11 protein-coding genes and 1 pseudogene are annotated in these 16611 nt (G+C 74.3%); 7 read left to right on the forward strand and 5 right to left on the reverse strand.

Features of this window, described 5'->3' with window-relative positions:
- Positions 1–2: 2 nt before the first annotated feature.
- The 5 genes from D7M15_RS06760 to D7M15_RS06780 all read right to left on the reverse strand — a co-directional run bounded on the left by D7M15_RS06760 (position 3) and on the right by D7M15_RS06780 (position 5490).
- Positions 3–1022, reverse strand: a complete 1020-nt coding sequence (locus D7M15_RS06760) for a hypothetical protein (protein WP_121516658.1) — start codon at positions 1020–1022, stop codon at positions 3–5.
- Positions 1023–1293: 271 nt separating this feature from the next.
- A complete protein-coding gene (locus D7M15_RS06765) occupies positions 1294–2313 on the reverse strand; it encodes an alcohol dehydrogenase catalytic domain-containing protein (RefSeq protein WP_121516659.1) in 1020 nt (339 codons plus the stop codon).
- Positions 2310–3473, reverse strand: coding sequence for a mandelate racemase/muconate lactonizing enzyme family protein (locus D7M15_RS06770; protein WP_121516660.1), 1164 nt, complete (start codon positions 3471–3473; stop codon positions 2310–2312). The genes D7M15_RS06765 and D7M15_RS06770 overlap by 4 nt, the downstream gene beginning before the upstream one ends.
- Before the next feature lie 454 nt (positions 3474–3927).
- Positions 3928–5166, reverse strand: coding sequence for a PucR family transcriptional regulator (locus D7M15_RS06775; RefSeq protein ID WP_121516661.1), 1239 nt, complete (start codon positions 5164–5166; stop codon positions 3928–3930).
- 3 nt (positions 5167–5169) lie between these two features.
- The gene (locus D7M15_RS06780) at positions 5170–5490 is read right to left on the reverse strand and encodes a hypothetical protein (protein WP_121516662.1); all 321 of its coding nucleotides are present in this window, start codon (positions 5488–5490) and stop codon (positions 5170–5172) included.
- A 229-nt stretch (positions 5491–5719) separates the two neighbouring features.
- Here D7M15_RS06780 and D7M15_RS06785 point away from each other — a divergent pair, with 229 nt between their 5' ends.
- From D7M15_RS06785 to D7M15_RS06815, 7 genes and pseudogenes are all read left to right on the forward strand, one after another.
- Complete coding sequence (locus D7M15_RS06785; RefSeq protein WP_121516663.1) at positions 5720–6697, forward strand: DUF3068 domain-containing protein; 978 nt, start codon at positions 5720–5722, stop codon at positions 6695–6697.
- Between the two features lie 192 nt (positions 6698–6889).
- The gene (locus D7M15_RS06790; RefSeq protein ID WP_121516664.1) at positions 6890–8167 is read left to right on the forward strand and encodes a glycosyltransferase family 4 protein; all 1278 of its coding nucleotides are present in this window, start codon (positions 6890–6892) and stop codon (positions 8165–8167) included.
- A gap of 6 nt (positions 8168–8173) precedes the next feature.
- On the forward strand, positions 8174–8902 hold the full coding sequence (locus D7M15_RS06795) for a class I SAM-dependent methyltransferase (RefSeq protein ID WP_121516665.1): 729 nt from the start codon (positions 8174–8176) through the stop codon (positions 8900–8902).
- Complete coding sequence (locus D7M15_RS06800) at positions 8899–13401, forward strand: alpha-(1->3)-arabinofuranosyltransferase family protein (RefSeq protein ID WP_121516666.1); 4503 nt, start codon at positions 8899–8901, stop codon at positions 13399–13401. The genes D7M15_RS06795 and D7M15_RS06800 overlap by 4 nt, the downstream gene beginning before the upstream one ends.
- On the forward strand, positions 13398–14942 hold the full coding sequence (locus D7M15_RS06805) for a condensation protein (protein WP_121516667.1): 1545 nt from the start codon (positions 13398–13400) through the stop codon (positions 14940–14942). The genes D7M15_RS06800 and D7M15_RS06805 overlap by 4 nt, the downstream gene beginning before the upstream one ends.
- Complete coding sequence (locus tag D7M15_RS06810) at positions 14939–15715, forward strand: class I SAM-dependent methyltransferase (RefSeq protein WP_121516668.1); 777 nt, start codon at positions 14939–14941, stop codon at positions 15713–15715. The genes D7M15_RS06805 and D7M15_RS06810 overlap by 4 nt, the downstream gene beginning before the upstream one ends.
- A pseudogene (locus tag D7M15_RS06815) lies at positions 15715–16551 on the forward strand (DMT family transporter); the annotation flags it as partial. The gene D7M15_RS06810 and the pseudogene D7M15_RS06815, both read left to right, overlap by 1 nt.
- Positions 16552–16611: the final 60 nt, after the last annotated feature.

Consider the following 16611-nt stretch of genomic DNA (forward strand, 5'->3'; position numbering starts at 1 on the left):
GGTCAGTTCCCTTCGGGGGCGGAGGTGGAGGACGGAGCGGGAGCGGAGAGATCGGACGGTGAGGAGGGAACGGGGAAGCGGTCGAGAGGGCCCGGCAGCCGGGCACCGGGCGGTGACATACCGGCGCCCGCGCCGAGCCGGTCGAGGAGGTCGAGAGCGAGACGCCCGCGACGTACGCGTTCCCGCGCGCTGTCGAGGGTGACGTCCCGCAGATGGGCCCCGTACGGGTAGAGGCCGGGGGCCTTGCTGAGGCCGAACTTCAGGTACACGGGCGCGGCGCGGCGGATGAGTTCGGCGATGTCGTACATCCGCACGTAGCCGCCGAGGTCGTCCGGTGACTCCACGTAGAGGTCGACGGGTGCCCGGCTGACGCGGCGGATCTCGGTGAGGTGCCCGAGGGTGAGGTCGGAGGGCACGTTCAGGGAGTCGGCGCCGAGGCGCTCGTGCACGGTGTACGAGGCGGGGTTCACGGGCCCGGTGAGGGCGGACACCTTGAGGGTGGTGTCGGCGGGCAGCAGCCCCGTGGCGCGCATGCGGTGCAGCGTCCACAGCACGCCCTCGTCGGCCACCAGCAGGCAGCGGACGCCGAGTTCGGTGGCGCGGACGGCGTCCTCGACGCACCCGGCGAGCCCGTCGTGGCCGCGCGGGCGCAGCCCGGCGCCGCCGGAGGCCGTACGGGTGGCGGCGCCGATGTCCCAGGTGCCGCGCGGCCCGGTGAACAGGCACAGGTCGGTGCGGTGTGCGGCGCAGGCGGAGACCATCTCGGTGATCTCGGCGTCGGTCAGCATCCACACGCCGCTGCCCTGGCTGACGCGGTGGACGGGCACGTCGAGATCGCCCGCCTCCTTGAGTACGGCCGCGAGCGCTTCCGGGCCCTCGACGGACGGGATCTCGACGCGCCACGCGCCGCCGTCGGGAAAGCGGTGCGGGGAGGCGTCGGCGGGGTCGGGGGCGGGGGCCGGCAGGCCCAGGGTGGTGAGCGCGGGTTCGCCGGGGCGGCGGCCGGTGGGAAGGGTCGTCACGGCTCTCCAGGTGTCGGGCGGTGGACGGTGGACGGCGAGAGACGAAGGAGGACAGGGGAAGGTGTTCGGTATTTCGGACTGCGTTCGGATCATGGGGCGTACGTGGGGGGCGGTGCGTGCCGCCACCCGTACGGTCCCGGGAGGTCGGCGGGTACGGGGTCGGGGGCGGGGGCGGGGAGAACGGCGGGCGGGCCGCGACCGGGAGGCCGGGGCCACGGCCGGAGCGGGCCCCACCCGCCCCGGCCGCCTCACCCGGTCCGGGCGCCCGCCCCTACGGCGTCAGCAGCACCTTCCCCACCGCCGGTTCCCCGCCCCCGACGAGGGCGATCGCCTCGTCGAAGCCGGTCAACGGCAGCTCGTGGGTGATCAGCGGCGCGGGGTCGAGCAGCCCGGCCGCCAGCGCCCGTACGGCGAACGCCCAGGCCGACGACGGCGCCCCGAAGACGGAGCGGACCGTGAGCTGGCTGACCGAGAGGTGCACCGGATCGATCCCCTCCGCCCCCGGCTCGAACATCCCCGTGAGCACCACCCGCCCCCCGCGCCGCGCCAGCAGGCACGCGTCCCGTGCCGTGCCGGGCCCGCCCGCCGTCTCGACGACGAGGTCGAACCGGCCGCGTTCGGCACGGCTCTCCTCCGGGGTGCGGATCTGCCCGGCGCCCAGGGTGAGGGACTGCTCGGCGCGGCTCACCCGCGGGTCGACGACCAGCAGTTCGGCCGGGGAGTACGCCGCGAGGAGCTGTACGGCGAGCAGCCCCAGCGTCCCCGCGCCGACGACCGCGATCCGGTCTCCGAGCCGCGGCTCCCCCGCCAGTACGGCGGCGGCGCTCACCGCCGCGGGTTCCAGCAGCGCCGCGGCCCGCAGGTCCACGCCGTCCGGAAGGAGGTGCAGCAGCCGGGCCGGGGCGAGCACGAAGTCGGCGAAGGCGCCGGGCCGCGTGAAGCCCGTCTCGTCGTACGCGCTCTCGCACAGGCTGGTCTGCCCCTCGCGGCAGCGGTCGCAGGCGAGGCAGGTACGGATGCCCTCACCGACCGTCTTGCGGCCGACGAGCGTGGGCGCGACGCCCTCGCCCACGGCGTCGACGGTGCCGGACCACTCGTGCCCGGGGGTGACGGGGTAGCGGACGTACTCGGGCAGCCGCGTGCCGTCGTACACCTCGCGGTCGCTGCGGCAGATCCCGGCCGCGTGCACGGCGATCCGGGCCTCACCCGGCCCGGGTTCCGGCCGGGGGCCGGTGACCAGGCGGTGCTCGCCTGGCTTGTCGATGACGATCGCTCGGGCGGGTGGTGTCACTTCGGGCCTGCCTTGTCGGGGTCACGTTTCTCCCAGCCTTCGGCCCAGAGGTCGAACCGGGCCTGCTGCTGGGGGAATTCTGCCGCCGCGTCCGTGTCCAGCTCGACCCCGAGACCGGGCGCGTCGGGCAGCGTGAAGTACCCGTCGACGACCTGCGGGGCGCCCTTGACGACGTTCTTGATCTCGGCGTCCGCGAAGTCGTTGAAGTGTTCCAGGATCTTGAAGTTGGGTGTGCAGCCCGCGAGTTGGAGGGAGGCGGCGGTGAGCACGGAACCACCGACGTTGTGGGGGGCGATGAGGGTGTAGTGCGTCTCGGCGGTGGCGGCGAGCTTGCGCGCTTCGAGGATGCCGCCGATGTGACCCAGGTCCGGCTGGATGATGTCGACGGCGCCGGAGGCGAACAGCTCGCGGAACTCGATGCGGTCGTGGATGCGTTCACCGGTGGCGACGGGCTGGTCGACCTTCGCGGCGACCTTGGCGAGCGCCGCGAGGTTCTCGGGCGGTACGGGCTCCTCCAGCCAGGCGGGGGCGTACGGCGCCATCTCGCGCGCGAGGCGTACGGCGGTCGAGGGGCTGAAGCGGCCGTGCATCTCCAGCATCAGTTCGCAGTCGGGGCCGATGGCGTCGCGTACGGCCTCGATGAGGGCGACGGCCTGGACGGTCTCCTGGTGGCCGAGTTCGAGGTGGCCGGTGCCGAACGGGTCGATCTTCAGGGCGCGGTAGCCGCGGGCGATCACGGCGCGGGCGGCCTCGTGGTACGCCTCGGGGGTGCGCTCGGTGGTGTACCAGCCGTTGGCGTACGCCTTCACCCGGTCGGTGACCCGCCCGCCGAGCAGCTGCCAGACGGGTACGCCCAGCGCCTTGCCCTTGATGTCCCAGCAGGCCATCTCCACGCAGGCGATGCCGGACATGACGATCTCCCCGGCCCGCCCGAAGTCGCCGTACTTCATGCGCCGTACGAGGGCCTCGGTGGCGAACGGGTCGGCGCCCTCGACGTGGTGGGGCACGGCTTCGCGCAGGTAGCCGAGGAGGGCGTCGGTGTGGCCGGTCATCCGGGTCTCGCCGACCCCGGTGAGGCCCTCGTCGGTGTGCACCTGGACGTAGGTGAGGTTGCGCCAGGGGGTTCCGACGACATGGGTGGTGATACCGGTGATACGCACGGCAGGCGGCCCCTCCGTAGGTGTTTCGGGTGCGGTGTGCGGGGTGATGGGTCCGGGGGTGGGATACGTGGCGGTGGTGCGGTGAGGCGTACAAGTACGTGGTGCGGGTGCGTGGTGCGGCGTCACGTGTCACGCCGGTGCGGCGCGGGGCGCGGTACGTGGCGGGTGGTACGCGTACGGGTGCGGGGCGCGGTGGCGCGCGGCGGCGGTACGTACGGCCGCGCGGCACGTGCCCGTGGAACGTGTTCGTGATTTCGAACGTCGTTCGAAATGCTGACGTGAACGTAGAACGCGCGACGCGTGACCGTCAATGGCCCGGACGGCACGGGAAGTCCGCGGGAAGGGCACGGCCCGAGAACGCCAGCGGGAGCGGCCGCCCCCGAGCCCGAGGCCCGGCCCCGAGCCTCCCACCGCCCATCCCGGCCCGGCCCTGGTCAGCCGGGCCGAGCCCGGCTCAGCCCGACCGGGCGGGCCCGAACTCGCCCTTCAACCGCATCGTCCGCAGCGCCAGCTCCAGCTCGAAACGGCTGTCGGGGTCGTCGATCTCCGCGCCCCACAACTCCCGTATCTGGCGCAGCCGGTAGCGCACGGTCTGCGGGTGCACCCCGAGCCGACTCGCCACCTCCGGCGCGCCGCCCCGGGTCTCCAGCCAGGCGAGCAGCGTCTCCGCGAGGCGCCGCCCGTGCGTGGGCGCGCAGCTCTCCAGCGGCGCGAGACGGCGCCGGGCGAGGTCCGCGATCAGCTCCTGCGGCGGGAGCAGCACCAGCGCCTCGGTGTACTCGGAGCAGTGCAGGAGGCCGCCGCTGGGCAGCAGACCGCGTTCCATCAGCCCGACCGCGGCCTGCGCCCAGTACAGCGACTTGGCCGCCTGCATCAGCGGCACCTGCGGCCCCATCGCCCCGGTCCAGCCGGCCGTGGCCCGCCGCAGCAGCTCGGCGCGACCGGCGGCGTCGGGCTCGGGTACGACCATGCGCGGCTGGTCGCAGTCCATGTCGAGGAGGACCTCGTCCCCGACGGCGGGCGGTACGGCGGAGCGCGCGGGCCGTACGAGCACGGCGACGGAGACCGTGTTCGGCACCGTCCAGCCGATGCGGGCGGCGCGGTCGGCGAGCAGCTCGGTGAGGTCGCCGGGCGCCCGGTGGTGCTCGGTGAGCAGCAGGTCGAGGAGCCGCCGCTGGAGCCGGAGCCGTTCGCCCGCGCGCCGGGCGGCGGCCTCGGCGTAGCCGCGTACGGACTCCGCGACGAGGCCGTCGAGGAACTGGAAGCCCGCGTCGGCCAGCTCGTACATCGCGGGCGCCGGGATCTCCATCCGGGTGCCGATGTCCGCGAGCCGCCGCCAGGACATGCGGATGCCGAGCCGGTAGATCGCCTGGAGCGAGTCGAGGCTGCGGCCCTGGAGCACCTCGCCGCGGCCGAACTCCTGGAAGACCTGCGGCGGCGGGGGCACCTGCGGGGCCTCCAGCCCCTGGCCGAGGTGCTCGACGAAGTGCTCCAGCGCGCGCCGTATGCCGATGAGCGCCATCGGGTCGCCGGACTCGTCGAGGGCCAGCGGCACCTGCGGGTACTCGCGCCGGATCTCGCCGAGGATGTCCTCGGCGAGTCCGGGCACCTCAGCGAGGGCGCGCTCGGCGAACTCCCGCACACGCAGCGGCGGTACGTCCTGCCAGGCGGAACGCGCCGTGGCGGCGGGCACCGGTCACTCCCCCGGCCCGGTTTCCGCGGGGTCGGGTGCGGAGGTCTCGGACGGCGCCGGGGACGACGCGGGGTCGCCCGGTGCCGCGGACTCGGCGGCGTCCGCCGGTGCCGACGCGTCCGGTGACGCGGAGGCGTCCGCCGGTGCCGACGGCGCGGCCTCCTCCGAGGGCCCCGACCGCGGCGCGTCCGTGCCGAAGTGCACGAGCGGAACGTTGGGCTGCTCCGGCGTCGCGTTGAGCGCGGCGACGATGCCGAACGCCGCCCCGACCGCGAGCACCGCTGCTGCGGCGCAGGTCAGGGCGGCTGCGATGAATCTGTGCATGGCGCGGCAAACCTCTTTCCGTGAATGCGCACCGGCCCCGCCCCAGGGGCAGCTGGCTAAGTTACCCGAGTGTCAAAGAAGCATTGACGCCATGTCAAGGCGTCGCTTACGTTTCCGGCTCATACGGACCCTGTACGGAGCCTGTACGGCTTCCTTACGGCTCCCCCACGGCTTCGTCGAACGCGCACCGTCGCCCGTAGCATCGCCTGACCCTCCGGAGACCCAAACCATGCGCCGTTCCTGTTCCCCGCTCTCGCTGGTCCTGCTGGGTCTCGGCGTGTTCCTGCTGGTCCTGGCACCGATGCTGGCCTGGTACGTCGAGCCGCGCGCCCAGCGCACGCCCATCGACATCGACTCCACCACCGTGCTCGCGGGCACCGGAAGCTACTTCGACCAGCAGGAAGTGGCCACCAAGGACGACCAGAAGCTCACCGTCACCCGCCGGGTGCTGGGGAACGTCTCGGAGAGCGAGAAGCACGGCGTGGCCGTGTGGGACGTGTCGCAGACCATCGACAACCCGAAGACGCTGAAGCTCGCGGACCCGCGGAAGTCGTTCCAGTGGACGACGGAGCGCTGGGTCACCGACCGCGAGACGAACCGCCCGGTGCACTGCTGCGGCGAGACGCCGAAGCGCTTCGGCGGCGACGCGTACCTGAAGTTCCCCTTCGGCATGGAGGAGCGCGGCTACACCTGGTGGGACGCCACCCTCGGGGACACCGTGCCGCTGAGCTACAAGGGCCGCCAGAAGGTCGCCGGCTACGAGGGCCTGCGCTACACCGGCTCCGTGAAGGACCAGGTCAAGGTCGGTTCGCGGCAGGTGCCGGGGGTGCTCGTGGACGAGAAGGACCGCGGCCAGGTGAACGCCGAGGAGTGGTACTCCAACGCCGGGATCGACATCACCGTCGACGAGCGCACCGGCCGTATCCTGCGCGTCAGCATCGCCCCGAAGGTCGTCCTGCGGGCGCCCGGCAAGGACGAGGACAAGGTGACCCTGCTCCAGAGTGACAAGCTGGAGTTCACCGGGAAGACCCAGCGCGAGCAGGTCGACCTGGCCCGTACGGACAGCGACAGGCTGAAGCTCGTCGGGGAGACGGCCCCGGTGGGGAGCGCCGCCGCGGGCGGGCTGCTGGCGATCGGCGGCGGGTTCCTCGTCGTACGCGGCCGGAACCGGCCCGCCGGACAGGGCGCGGCGGGGAGCGCAACGTGATGAATCGCGGGCGCCCCGGAGGCCGGAAATTGTCACCCCGGTGAGTAGCCCCGTTCCCGGGGTGAGCGAACACTGAGCTAGCCACAGCGCACCCCGCCCCGGAACCGCCCCTTCCTGAGCACGACTCCTGAGCACCACGTACCCCCCGCGCCTGTCCCCGTTCGATCCGCACACAGACGAGTTGGAGCGCAGATGCCCCAGCACGTACGACCGTCGCTGGTCTCCCCGCGCGGCGCGGCTCCCCACGCGCCCGCCGCCGACACCGCGTCCGTCACCGCCGTCACCGCCGCTCCCGGCGCGGGCGCCGTCGGTACGGCACACGCCGTCGGTACGGCGAGCGGCGACACCGCGCGTGCCCGGCGGCGCCCGGAGCCGGAGCAGCCCAGACGCATCGTGTTCCTCGCCCGGCGCGACCTGGACAACCCGGCGGCGGGCGGCTCCGAGCTGCTCGTCGACCGGATAGCCGACGGGCTGACCGCACAGGGCCACCAGGTGACCCTGCTGTGCGGCGGCCCGGCCGCCTACCGCGACTACCGCGTCGTCTCCGCCGGGGGCGACGCCGACCACTTCCTGCGCGCCCGCCGCGCCTTCGACCGGCAGGTCGGGGACTGCGACCTGCTGGTCGAGGTCTCGAACGGCATGCCGTACCTCGCGCCCCTCTGGTACCGCGGTCCGACGGTGTGCCTCGTCAACCACGTGCACACCGACCTGTGGGGCATGCGCTACCCGGCGCCCGCCGCCCGCCTCGGGCGCAAGCTGGAGCACTGGGCGCTCGCCAGCAACCACCGCGGCAACCTCAAGATCGCCGTGTCCGGTTCCACCGCCGAGGCGCTGGCCGGGCTGGGGGTGCCGCGCGACGAGATACGCATCGTCTACAACGGCGTCGAGGACCCCGGCCCCCTCGTCCCCAAGGCGCCCGAGCCGCTGTTCCTCGCGATGGGGCGGCTCGTCGAGTACAAGCGCATCGACCTGCTGCTGCGGCTGTGGGAGCGGGTCCGCCCGGTCACCGGCGGGCGGCTGGTGATCGTCGGTGACGGCCCGGAGCGGGCCCGGCTGGAGGCGATGGCCGGTCCCGGTGTCGTCTTCACCGGCCACATCGGTGAGGCCGAGAAGCACCGGCTGCTGTGCCAGGCGTGGCTGCTGCTGCACCCGTCGCTGGTCGAGGGGTGGGGCCTGGTCGTCACGGAGGCCGCCGCCCGCGGCACCCCCGCCGTCGGCTTCGACATCCCCGGCCTGCGCGACTCCATCGAGGACGGCCGTACGGGCCTGCTGGCGCGCGGCGAGAGCTCGTTCGCCGCGCACTGGTGCTCGGTGGCGCTGTCCGCGCAGCGGCGCGAGGCGCTGGGCCGTGCCGCGGAGCTGCGGGCGGAACGGTTCCGCTGGTCGGACACGGTACGCAGCTTCCGTACGGTCGCGGCGGAGGCGTACGCCCGCGCGGCCACACCCTCCCTGAGCCGGAAGCGGGGCTGACGCGGAGTGCGGGACCCCTCGTTCAGAAGATCCGTCGCCCTCTTCCGGGCCTTCATGCGGGAGCAGACGGAGCCCGAGGAGTGCTACGGGCTGCTGGCGCGCGACGCCGCGCAGCAGGTCGAGCGGTACGAGCCGCTGAAGGGCGCGACCGTCGTCGACATCGGCGGCGGGAACGGCCATTTCACGGAGGAGTTCCGGCGCCGCGGCGCACAGAGCTTCCTCTTCGAGCCGGACATGGCCGAGTTGCTCGCGGGCGGGCGCCGCCCCGAGGGCGCGGTGCTCGCGGACGGCTACCTGCTGCCGCTCGCGGACGGCTCCGCCGACGTCTGCTTCTCCTCGAACGTGCTGGAGCACGTGGCCGACCCGGCGACCTTCCTGTCGGAGATGGTCCGCGTGACCCGTCCCGGCGGGCTGATCTACGTGTCGTTCACCAACTGGTACTCCCCGTGGGGCGGCCACGAGACCGCACCCTGGCACTACCTCGGCGCCGAACGGGCCCGCGCGCGCTACCGCAGGCGCACCGGCCACGACGCCAAGCACACCCTCGGCGAGAACCTCTTCGCCGTGCACATCGGTCCCACCCTGCGCCAGGTGCGCGCCCGCGACGACGTGGAGGTCCTCTCCGCGCGCTCGCGCTACTGGCCGTTCCTGCCGGGAGCGATCACGCGCGTGCCGGGCCTCCGCGAGTTCGCCACCTGGAACCTCCTCCTCATCCTCCGGCGGTGCCCCTCATGACCACGAGCGCAATCAGCCCGCCCGCCCCCGCGGGCCCGGGACGGCCGCAGCACGCCAGGACGGCGGCGCTGCCTCCCCCGGACGACCAGCCGCGCGACCGGCGCTGGCTGCTCGCCGCCTGGCTGACCGTGCTCGTCGGCTTCCTGGTGTCGTCGCCGGGCAAGATGACGTTCGAGACGAAGCTCGGCGTCGCCACCGACCCGTGGCGCTTCATCGGTGAACTCGGTGAACTCTGGCACCACCAGGGCGGTTTCGGCGGCATCGCCGACCAGTACATCGGCTACGCCTTCCCGATGCTGCCGTTCTACGCGCTGACCGACCTGCTCCACATCCCGGTCTGGCTCGCCGAACGCCTGTGGCTGTCCCTCGTGGTGACCGCCGCGTTCTGGGGCGCGCTGCGGCTGGCCGAGCGGTTCGGCGTGGGCACCGCCCGCTCCCGGCTGCTGGGTGCCGCGGTGTACGCGCTGTGGCCGACGTTCACCATCGTCATCGGCTCCACCTCGGCCGCGGCCCTGCCCGGCGCCGTACTGCCCTGGGTGATCCTGCCGCTGACCTCGGTCACCGCGTCGCCGCGCGTGGCCGCGGCCCGCTCGGCGCTGATCATCCCGTTCATGGGCGGCGTGAACGCGGCGTCGACGCTCGCGTCGCTGCTGCCCGTCGGCCTGTACGTGCTGAGCCGCACCGGCCGCCGACGCCGTACGCTCGTCGCCTGGTGGACGCCCGGCGTGATCCTCGCGTGCCTGTGGTGGATCGTGCCCCTGCTGCTGCTCGGCGCGTACGGCGAGGACTTCATGCCGTACGTGGAGCAGGCCGACACCACCACCGGCACCATGTCCGCGACGGAGATGCTGCGCGGCGCGGGCAACTGGGTCGCCTACCTCAACTACGGCGAGCCCTGGCTGCCCGCCGGTTGGGACATGGCGACCGGCGTCCTCGCCGTCCTCGCCAGCGCGGCCGCCGCCGCGCTCGGCCTCGCCGGGCTGGCCCGCCGCGACCTGCCGGAGCGGCGCTGGCTGGTGCTGACCGCCGTCACCGTCACCGGGATCATGCTGGCCGGTTACGCGGGCGGGCTGGGCGGCCCGTTCGCCGGGACGGTGCAGGACCTGCTGGACGGGGCGCTGCGGCCGTTCCGCAACATCTACAAGTTCCAGCCGGGGCTCGCGCTGGCGCTCGCCCTCGGTCTCGCCCACCTGGTGGGCCGGTCGACGCTGTCGGAGCGGACCCGTACGGTCCGGGGCGGGCGGTTCGTGCCCGCGGCCGTCGCCGTACTGCTGCTGCCCGGCCTGGCGCTGCCGTACCTCAAGGGCGACATCATGCAGTCCGGCGCGTTCGACGGGCTGCCGAAGCACTGGGAGCAGACCGCGGGCTGGTTGGAGAAGAACTCCCCCGACACCCGCGCGTACGTCACCCCGTCCACCGCGCACGGCATCTACACCTGGGGCTCCCCCATCGACCAGCCGCTCGACGTGCTGGCCGAGTCGCCGTGGGCGCAGCGGGACTTCGTCCCCTTCGGCACGCCCGGCAACCGGCGCGCGATGGACGCCGTGGAGCAGGCGCTGAAGTCCGGCGGCGAGGTGCCGGGGCTGGCGGCGTTCCTGGCCCGCTCGGGCCTGTACGACGTGGTGGTGCGGAACGACCTCGACCCCGGCGAGATCGGCTACGTGCCGCCGGAGACGGTGAAGCGCACCCTGGAGGCGTCCGGCTACCGCAAGGTGAAGGGCTTCGGCCCGAAGATCACCGGCGGCACCATCCCGGCGAACACCCCGGTCGACGTCGTCGGCCTCTACCCGCGCCCGCAGGCCGTGGAGATCTACGAGCCCACGGACGTCGAGCGCCCCGGCGAGGTCACCGCCAAGGCCGCCGCCGACACGGCCGTCGTCAGCGGCGGCCCCGAGTCGCTGCTGCCGCTGGCCGCCGACCCGCGCCTGGCGGGACGGCCCACCGTGCTCGCCGGTGACGACCACCCGGGCATCACCGCCCCCGCGCTCCAGGTGCAGGGCGACGGGCTGCGCCGGGCCGACACCCGCTTCGGGCTGCTGACGAACAACACCTCGGCCACGTACGGGCCGAAGGAACGCAACCACCCCGACAGCGAGCAGGACGCGGGCGAGGAGCCGAAGCAGATCCTGCCGACGGAGGGCACCGAGCACCAGACGACCGCCGACCTGCGCGGCGCGAAGTCGGTGACGGCGTCCAGCAGCGGCAACTGGCTGTTCCACCTGCCGCAGTTCGAGCCGGTCAACGCCTTCGACGGCAACCCGGACACCGGCTGGGCCGAGGGCACCGCGGGCGACCCGGAGGGGCAGTGGCTCCGTATCGCCTTCGACGACCCGACGGACATCCCCGCCGAGCTGAAGATGACGCCGCTCCCCGGCGACCAGGTGCGCGCGGTCCCGACCGGCGTGCGCGTCGAGACGGACCAGGGCGAGGTGGAGAGCCCGCTCCAGGCGAACGGGTCGCAGCAGACCGTCAAGGCGCCCAAGGGCGCGGCGAAGTGGCTCAAGGTGACGATCACCGGCACCGAGAGCGCGCAGCCGGGCCTGACCGGTGCCGGGTTCTCGGAGATCTCCATCCCGGACGTGCAGGTCACCAAGCTGCTGAAGCTCCCCGCGGACGGCGGCGGCGCGGACGACGACGGCGTCACCAGCAGCGAACTGGTGTCGCTGCACCGCGAGAGCGACCCGGGCGGCCTGATGTCGACGTCCGCCGAGGTGGGCCTGCACCGCGAGTTCGCGACGCGCGGCACGGACGACTTCGCCGTCAGGGCGCGGGCGTTGCCGGTGCCGAGCGACGAACTGGACGACGTACTGGACGAGGTGGCGCCCGGCTCCCGTGACCGGCTGGTCGCGACCGCCGACTCCACCAGCCGGTTCGGCGCGGGGACCAGTCCGCGCAGTCTCGTCGACAAGAACCTGACCACCTCCTGGATCGCGGGCAACGAGCCCACCATCCACCTGAGTTGGCCGGAGAAGCGGAAGATCAGCGAGATCGTGCTGGCGGGCGCGGGCGGCATCACCGCGGCGCCCAGCGAGGTCCGCGTCAGCTCCGACGACGGCGCCGCGACGACGTCCGTCGACCAGAACGGGTGGGCCCGTTTCGAGGAGATGGAGACCGACTCGCTCGACATCACCGTCACGGACACCGAGCAGAAGACCGTGCACAACCCGTTCGCGGACAAGGCGCTCCAACTCCCGGTCGGCCTCAGCGAGATCCACGTACCGGAGCTGGACGACCTGCGCGCGCCGGCGGCCGACCCCGACGAGGAGTTCACGCTGCCCTGCGGCCGGGGCCCCGCGCTCGCGGTCGACGGCACGCTGCACGCCACGAAGGCGTCCGGGAAGGTCCGGGACCTGACCGAGGGTCGGCCCGTCGACGTGGAGCTGTGCGCGGGCGACGAGAAGGACGGCACGCTCGAACTCGGCAGCGGCACCCACTCGGTGGAGGCAGGTGGCGAGGGCCCGCTCGCGCTGACCGACGTCACGCTGGGGCGCGGCGAGGGCGCGCGGGACGGCACGGACGCCTCGGCCGCCTCGGCCGCCTCTTCGGCGCCGGACGCCGGTGACGCCCGCGAGGTCACGGCGGAGGACTGGAGCGGCGACACCCGCTCGGTGCGCGTCGGGGACGGCGAGGCGGCGTACCTCCAGACGTACGAGAACGTCAACGACGGCTGGAAGGCCACCCTCGACGGCGAGGAGCTGAAGCCGCTGCGGCTCGACGGCTGGCAGCAGGGCTTCCTCCTGCCGGAGGGCGCGAGCGGCACCGTGAAGCTGGAGTACGAGCCCGCGGCCTGGTACGACGGCGGGCTGATCGCCGGTGTCCTCGGCATCCTGGGCCTGCTCGGGCTGGCGTTCCTCCGCCGCCGGGAGGGGACGCCGCTGGGCGTCGACGACGACACCGTGCCGCCGCCGGGACCGGTGCTGGGCGTGCTCGCGCTGACGCTGGTCGTGGCCCTGGTGGCCGGTCCGTACGCGCTGATCGTGCCCGCGCTGGCGCTGCTGGCGCGCGTACGGCCCGCGCTCCTCGTGCCGACCGCGCTGGTCGCCATGGCGGCGGCGGGTGTCGCCGCGGCCGTCGGCGCCGGTACGGGCAGCCCGATCGGTGAGGGCGAGGGCACGTTCGGGCGGGTGGCGCAGGCGCTGGCGCTGCTGGCGCTGGCGGCGGCGCTGGTGACCGTGCCGGGCAGGACGGAGGACACTTCGGAGGACGACGGCGACGACGACGGGGCGCTGGGCACGTTCGGGCCCCGGCCGCCCGAGTTCGACGACCCGACGCGGCCGCGGCCCGTCGTGGGCCCCGTGGTGTCGGGGCGGGCGGCGGCCGGTCCGGCCGTACTGCCCGGCCAGGCGCCTCCCACGGGCGCGCCGGGCTCCGACCGGCCGACGCACGAACTGCCGCCGCTGCCGCAGCGGCACGGCACTTCGGGCCCGCAGGGGCAGGGACCGGGCCAGGGGCAGCAGGGCCAGCACCCGCCGGAGAAGGGGGAGGAACCCGGTCGATGACGGCACCACAGCAGGGGTTCGACGGCCCGGCCCCGGCGGGCGAGGGTCCGCCGGGTGCCGGGGCCGCCGGACCGGCCCCGGTCCCCGTCCCGGACCGGGGCCCGGCTCCCGCCGTCCCGGGGGCCCCGGCGGCGCGGCGGGCGCGCGGCACCGGCCGCGTCCCGTTCCCGACGGTCGACGAGATCAGCCGGCACTGCGTCGCGGACGACGAGCCCGAGACCGTGCACATCGAGATCCACCTCCCCACCCGCCCCGACCCGGCCCGGCTGCGCGCCGCCGTCACGGGCGCGCTGCGCGCGCACGCGCGCATCCTCGTACGGCAGGCGCCGACCCGCTGGTGGCACCGGCGGTACGTGTGGGAGCTGACCGACGGGCCGGACCGCGACCCCGTCTCGTACCCGGGCGGCACGCTGGCCGAGGGCCGCCGGCGGGCGCTCGCCGACTGCCCGTCGCTCCGGGCGTCGCCGCCGATCCGCGTCGAGGTCATCGAGAACGCGGACGGGGACGCGGGCGGCTGGGTGCTGCTCGTCACCATCAACCACACCGCGCTCGACGGCCCCGCCTGCCTGCGCGTGCTCGCCACCGCCGCCGAGCTGTACGGCGGCGCCGACAACTCCCCCGCGCCGCCGCCCGTACGGGCCGGGGCCGTCCCGGACGGCCCGCCGCCCGCGCCCGCGACGTCCTCCTGGACGCGGCCCGCGCGCGTCGCGGCGGACACCGCGCACCGGGGCGCGTCCGGCAACGGCATGCTGGTCTGCGACCTGCCCGTCCCGGCCCGCCCGCCGCGCGGCCCCGGCGGCGGCGCCGCGTACACGGTCAACGACCAGCTGCTGGTGGCCACCTGGATCATGTCCGCCCGCTGGAACCGGCAGCACGGGCGGCCACCCCGGCCCGTACGGATCACCATGCCGGTGGACGACCGGCCGCGTACGGCGGACATGCCCATCGGCAACGGCACCCGCCTCGTCGAGGTCACCTTCGGCAGCGAGGAACGCGAGCTGCACGACGCCCTCACCGCGTCCGGCCCGCCCGACCGCGAGGCCATCGACCGGCTGCTGCGCGTCACGGCGGCCCGTACGCGCGCGCTCAAGCAGGCCGACCGACCGCAACTCGGCTTCAGCGGCGACCTGTTGACCACCCCGTGGCTGCCCGTCGGGCTGCGCCGGGCGTACACGCGCGCGCTGCGCGAGGGTGCCGGGCCGTGGGCGTCCACGACGCTGCTGTCGAACATCGGGCGCGTCCCGTACGCGCTGGACTTCGGTGACGCGGGGCGCGCGACGGCCGTCTGGTTCTCGGCTCCGGCGCGTTCGCCGCGCGGGCTGTCCGTCACGACGGTCTCCACCGGCGGCCGTCTCCAACTGGCGCTGCGCTGGTCGCGGGCGCGGCTGGACGACACGGCGGGGCACCGGCTGGGCGAACTGTTCGCGGCGGCCCTGGCGTCCACCTCGTACGAACCAGGAACGGACGCGGACACGGGAACGCGAACGGAAGCGGAAGCGGAAGCAGCACCGGGAACGGAAGCGGGAGGTGCCGAGGCATGACGCGGACGACGACCGGTACGGGCACGGGAACCGGCACGGGCACGGGAACCGGCACGGGCACGGGCAGGCGCCCCGCCCAGCTGCGCGACCTGTACGAGGACCCCGCCACCCCCGTCGCCTCCGGCCCGGACCGCAGCCGCCGCCAGGCGGCCATCCTGGCGCGCGCCCTGGGCACCGAGCCGCAGACCGTCCTCGACGTCGGCTGCGGCGACGGCTCCGCGGCCGCCACCGCCGCGGAGACGCTGTCCCGGCACCGCATGGTCGGCGTCGACTGGTCGCAGGACGCGCTGCGCCGCGCCTCCTCCCACCTCACGGCCGTACGGGGCGAACTCACCGACCCCGGGCTGCCGTTCGCCTCCGGGGTGGCGGACGCGGTGCTGTTCAGCGAGGTCATCGAGCACCTCGTGGACCCCGACGCGGCCCTCGACGAGCTGCGCCGCGTGCTCCGCCCAGGCGGGCACCTGCTGCTGTCCACGCCCAACCTGGCCGCCTGGTACAACCGCGGGCTGATCCTCGCCGGGGTGCAGCCGGTCTTCTCCGAGGTCAGCCTGCGCGGCATCCACGGCAGGCCCGGCTCGCAGGTCGTCGGCCACCTGCGGCTCTACACGGCGCGCGCGCTGCGCTCGCTGCTGCCCGCCTCGGGCTTCGACGTCGTACGGATCACCGGCGCGCCGTACCACGACGTGCCGCGCCCGCTCCGCCCGCTGGACCGGCTCGCCTGCCACGCGCCCTCGCTCGCGTCGATCCTGCTCGTCCACGCCCGGCGGCGCTGATGATCTGGGGGGTCGCGGCGGCCCTGCTGGCCAACGTCCTCTTCAGCGCGGGCTTCGTCATCGAGAAGCGGGCGCTGTCCGCGCTGCCGCCGCTGTCCGCCGGACGCCCGGCGGAGGTCGTACTGGCGCTGGTGCGCAGCCCGTTGTGGATCGTCGGCGCCTGCTCCCTGCTGACCGGTTTCGCCGCGCAGCTGATCGTCTACCGCACGCTGCCGCTGATCGCCGCCCAGGGCCTCTTCGTCACCGGCCTGGTGATGCTCCTGCTGCTCTCCGCGCACTTCCTCGACGAGAAACCGTCCGGGCGGGAACGCCGCAGCATGGTCGCGATCGTGGCCGCGCTGGTGATGATCGTGCTCTCGCTGCGCGGCAGCACCGAGCAGATCAGCCGCCTCGCGCCGATGCCCGTGATGCTGCTGATCTGCGTACCGTCGCTGGCGATCGGCCTCGGCACGTTCCTCGCCGCCGAACGCCGCTCCGGCCGACGGCACCGGCTGCCGACGGCGGGCGTGCCGTACGGGGTGGCCGTCGGTTTCCTGTACGGCGTCAGCTCGCTGGCCATCAAGGGCGTCTCCGGGCTCCTCGACCTCGGCGACCCCGTCGGCACCCTGGGCGACATCCTCACGTCCCCGTACCCGTACCTGTTGATGGTCACCGGCTCCACCGGCCTCGTCCTCTCCCAGACGGCGCTCCAACGGTGCCGGGCGTCGCTGATCGTGCCGGTGTGCACGACGGTGACGTTCCTCTACACGGTGGTCAGCGGCACGGTCGCGTTCAGCGAACCGCTGCCGGACGAGCCGCTGCGCTTCGCGCTGCGGCTGGGCGGGGCGGCGCTGGCCGTGTCGGTGCTGCTGGCGCTGCCGCGGCACGAGGAGCAGCCGGACGCGGAGGGCGGCACG

Origin of the sequence: Streptomyces sp. Z26, from assembly GCF_003665095.1 — a bacterium.
In the GTDB taxonomy this organism is placed as follows: Bacteria; Actinomycetota; Actinomycetes; order Streptomycetales; family Streptomycetaceae; genus Streptomyces; species Streptomyces phytohabitans.

Excerpts from the sequence above, each read along its gene's own strand:
- D7M15_RS06780 (WP_121516662.1), bottom strand. The coding sequence starts at position 5,490 with ATGCACAGATTCATCGCAGCCGCCCTGACCTGCGCCGCAGCAGCGGTG.
- D7M15_RS06785 (WP_121516663.1), top strand. The coding sequence starts at position 5,720 with ATGCGCCGTTCCTGTTCCCCGCTCTCGCTGGTCCTGCTGGGTCTCGGC.
- D7M15_RS06790 (WP_121516664.1), top strand. The coding sequence starts at position 6,890 with ATGCCCCAGCACGTACGACCGTCGCTGGTCTCCCCGCGCGGCGCGGCT.
- D7M15_RS06800 (WP_121516666.1), top strand. The coding sequence starts at position 8,899 with ATGACCACGAGCGCAATCAGCCCGCCCGCCCCCGCGGGCCCGGGACGG.
- D7M15_RS06805 (WP_121516667.1), top strand. The coding sequence starts at position 13,398 with ATGACGGCACCACAGCAGGGGTTCGACGGCCCGGCCCCGGCGGGCGAG.
- D7M15_RS06810 (WP_121516668.1), top strand. The coding sequence starts at position 14,939 with ATGACGCGGACGACGACCGGTACGGGCACGGGAACCGGCACGGGCACG.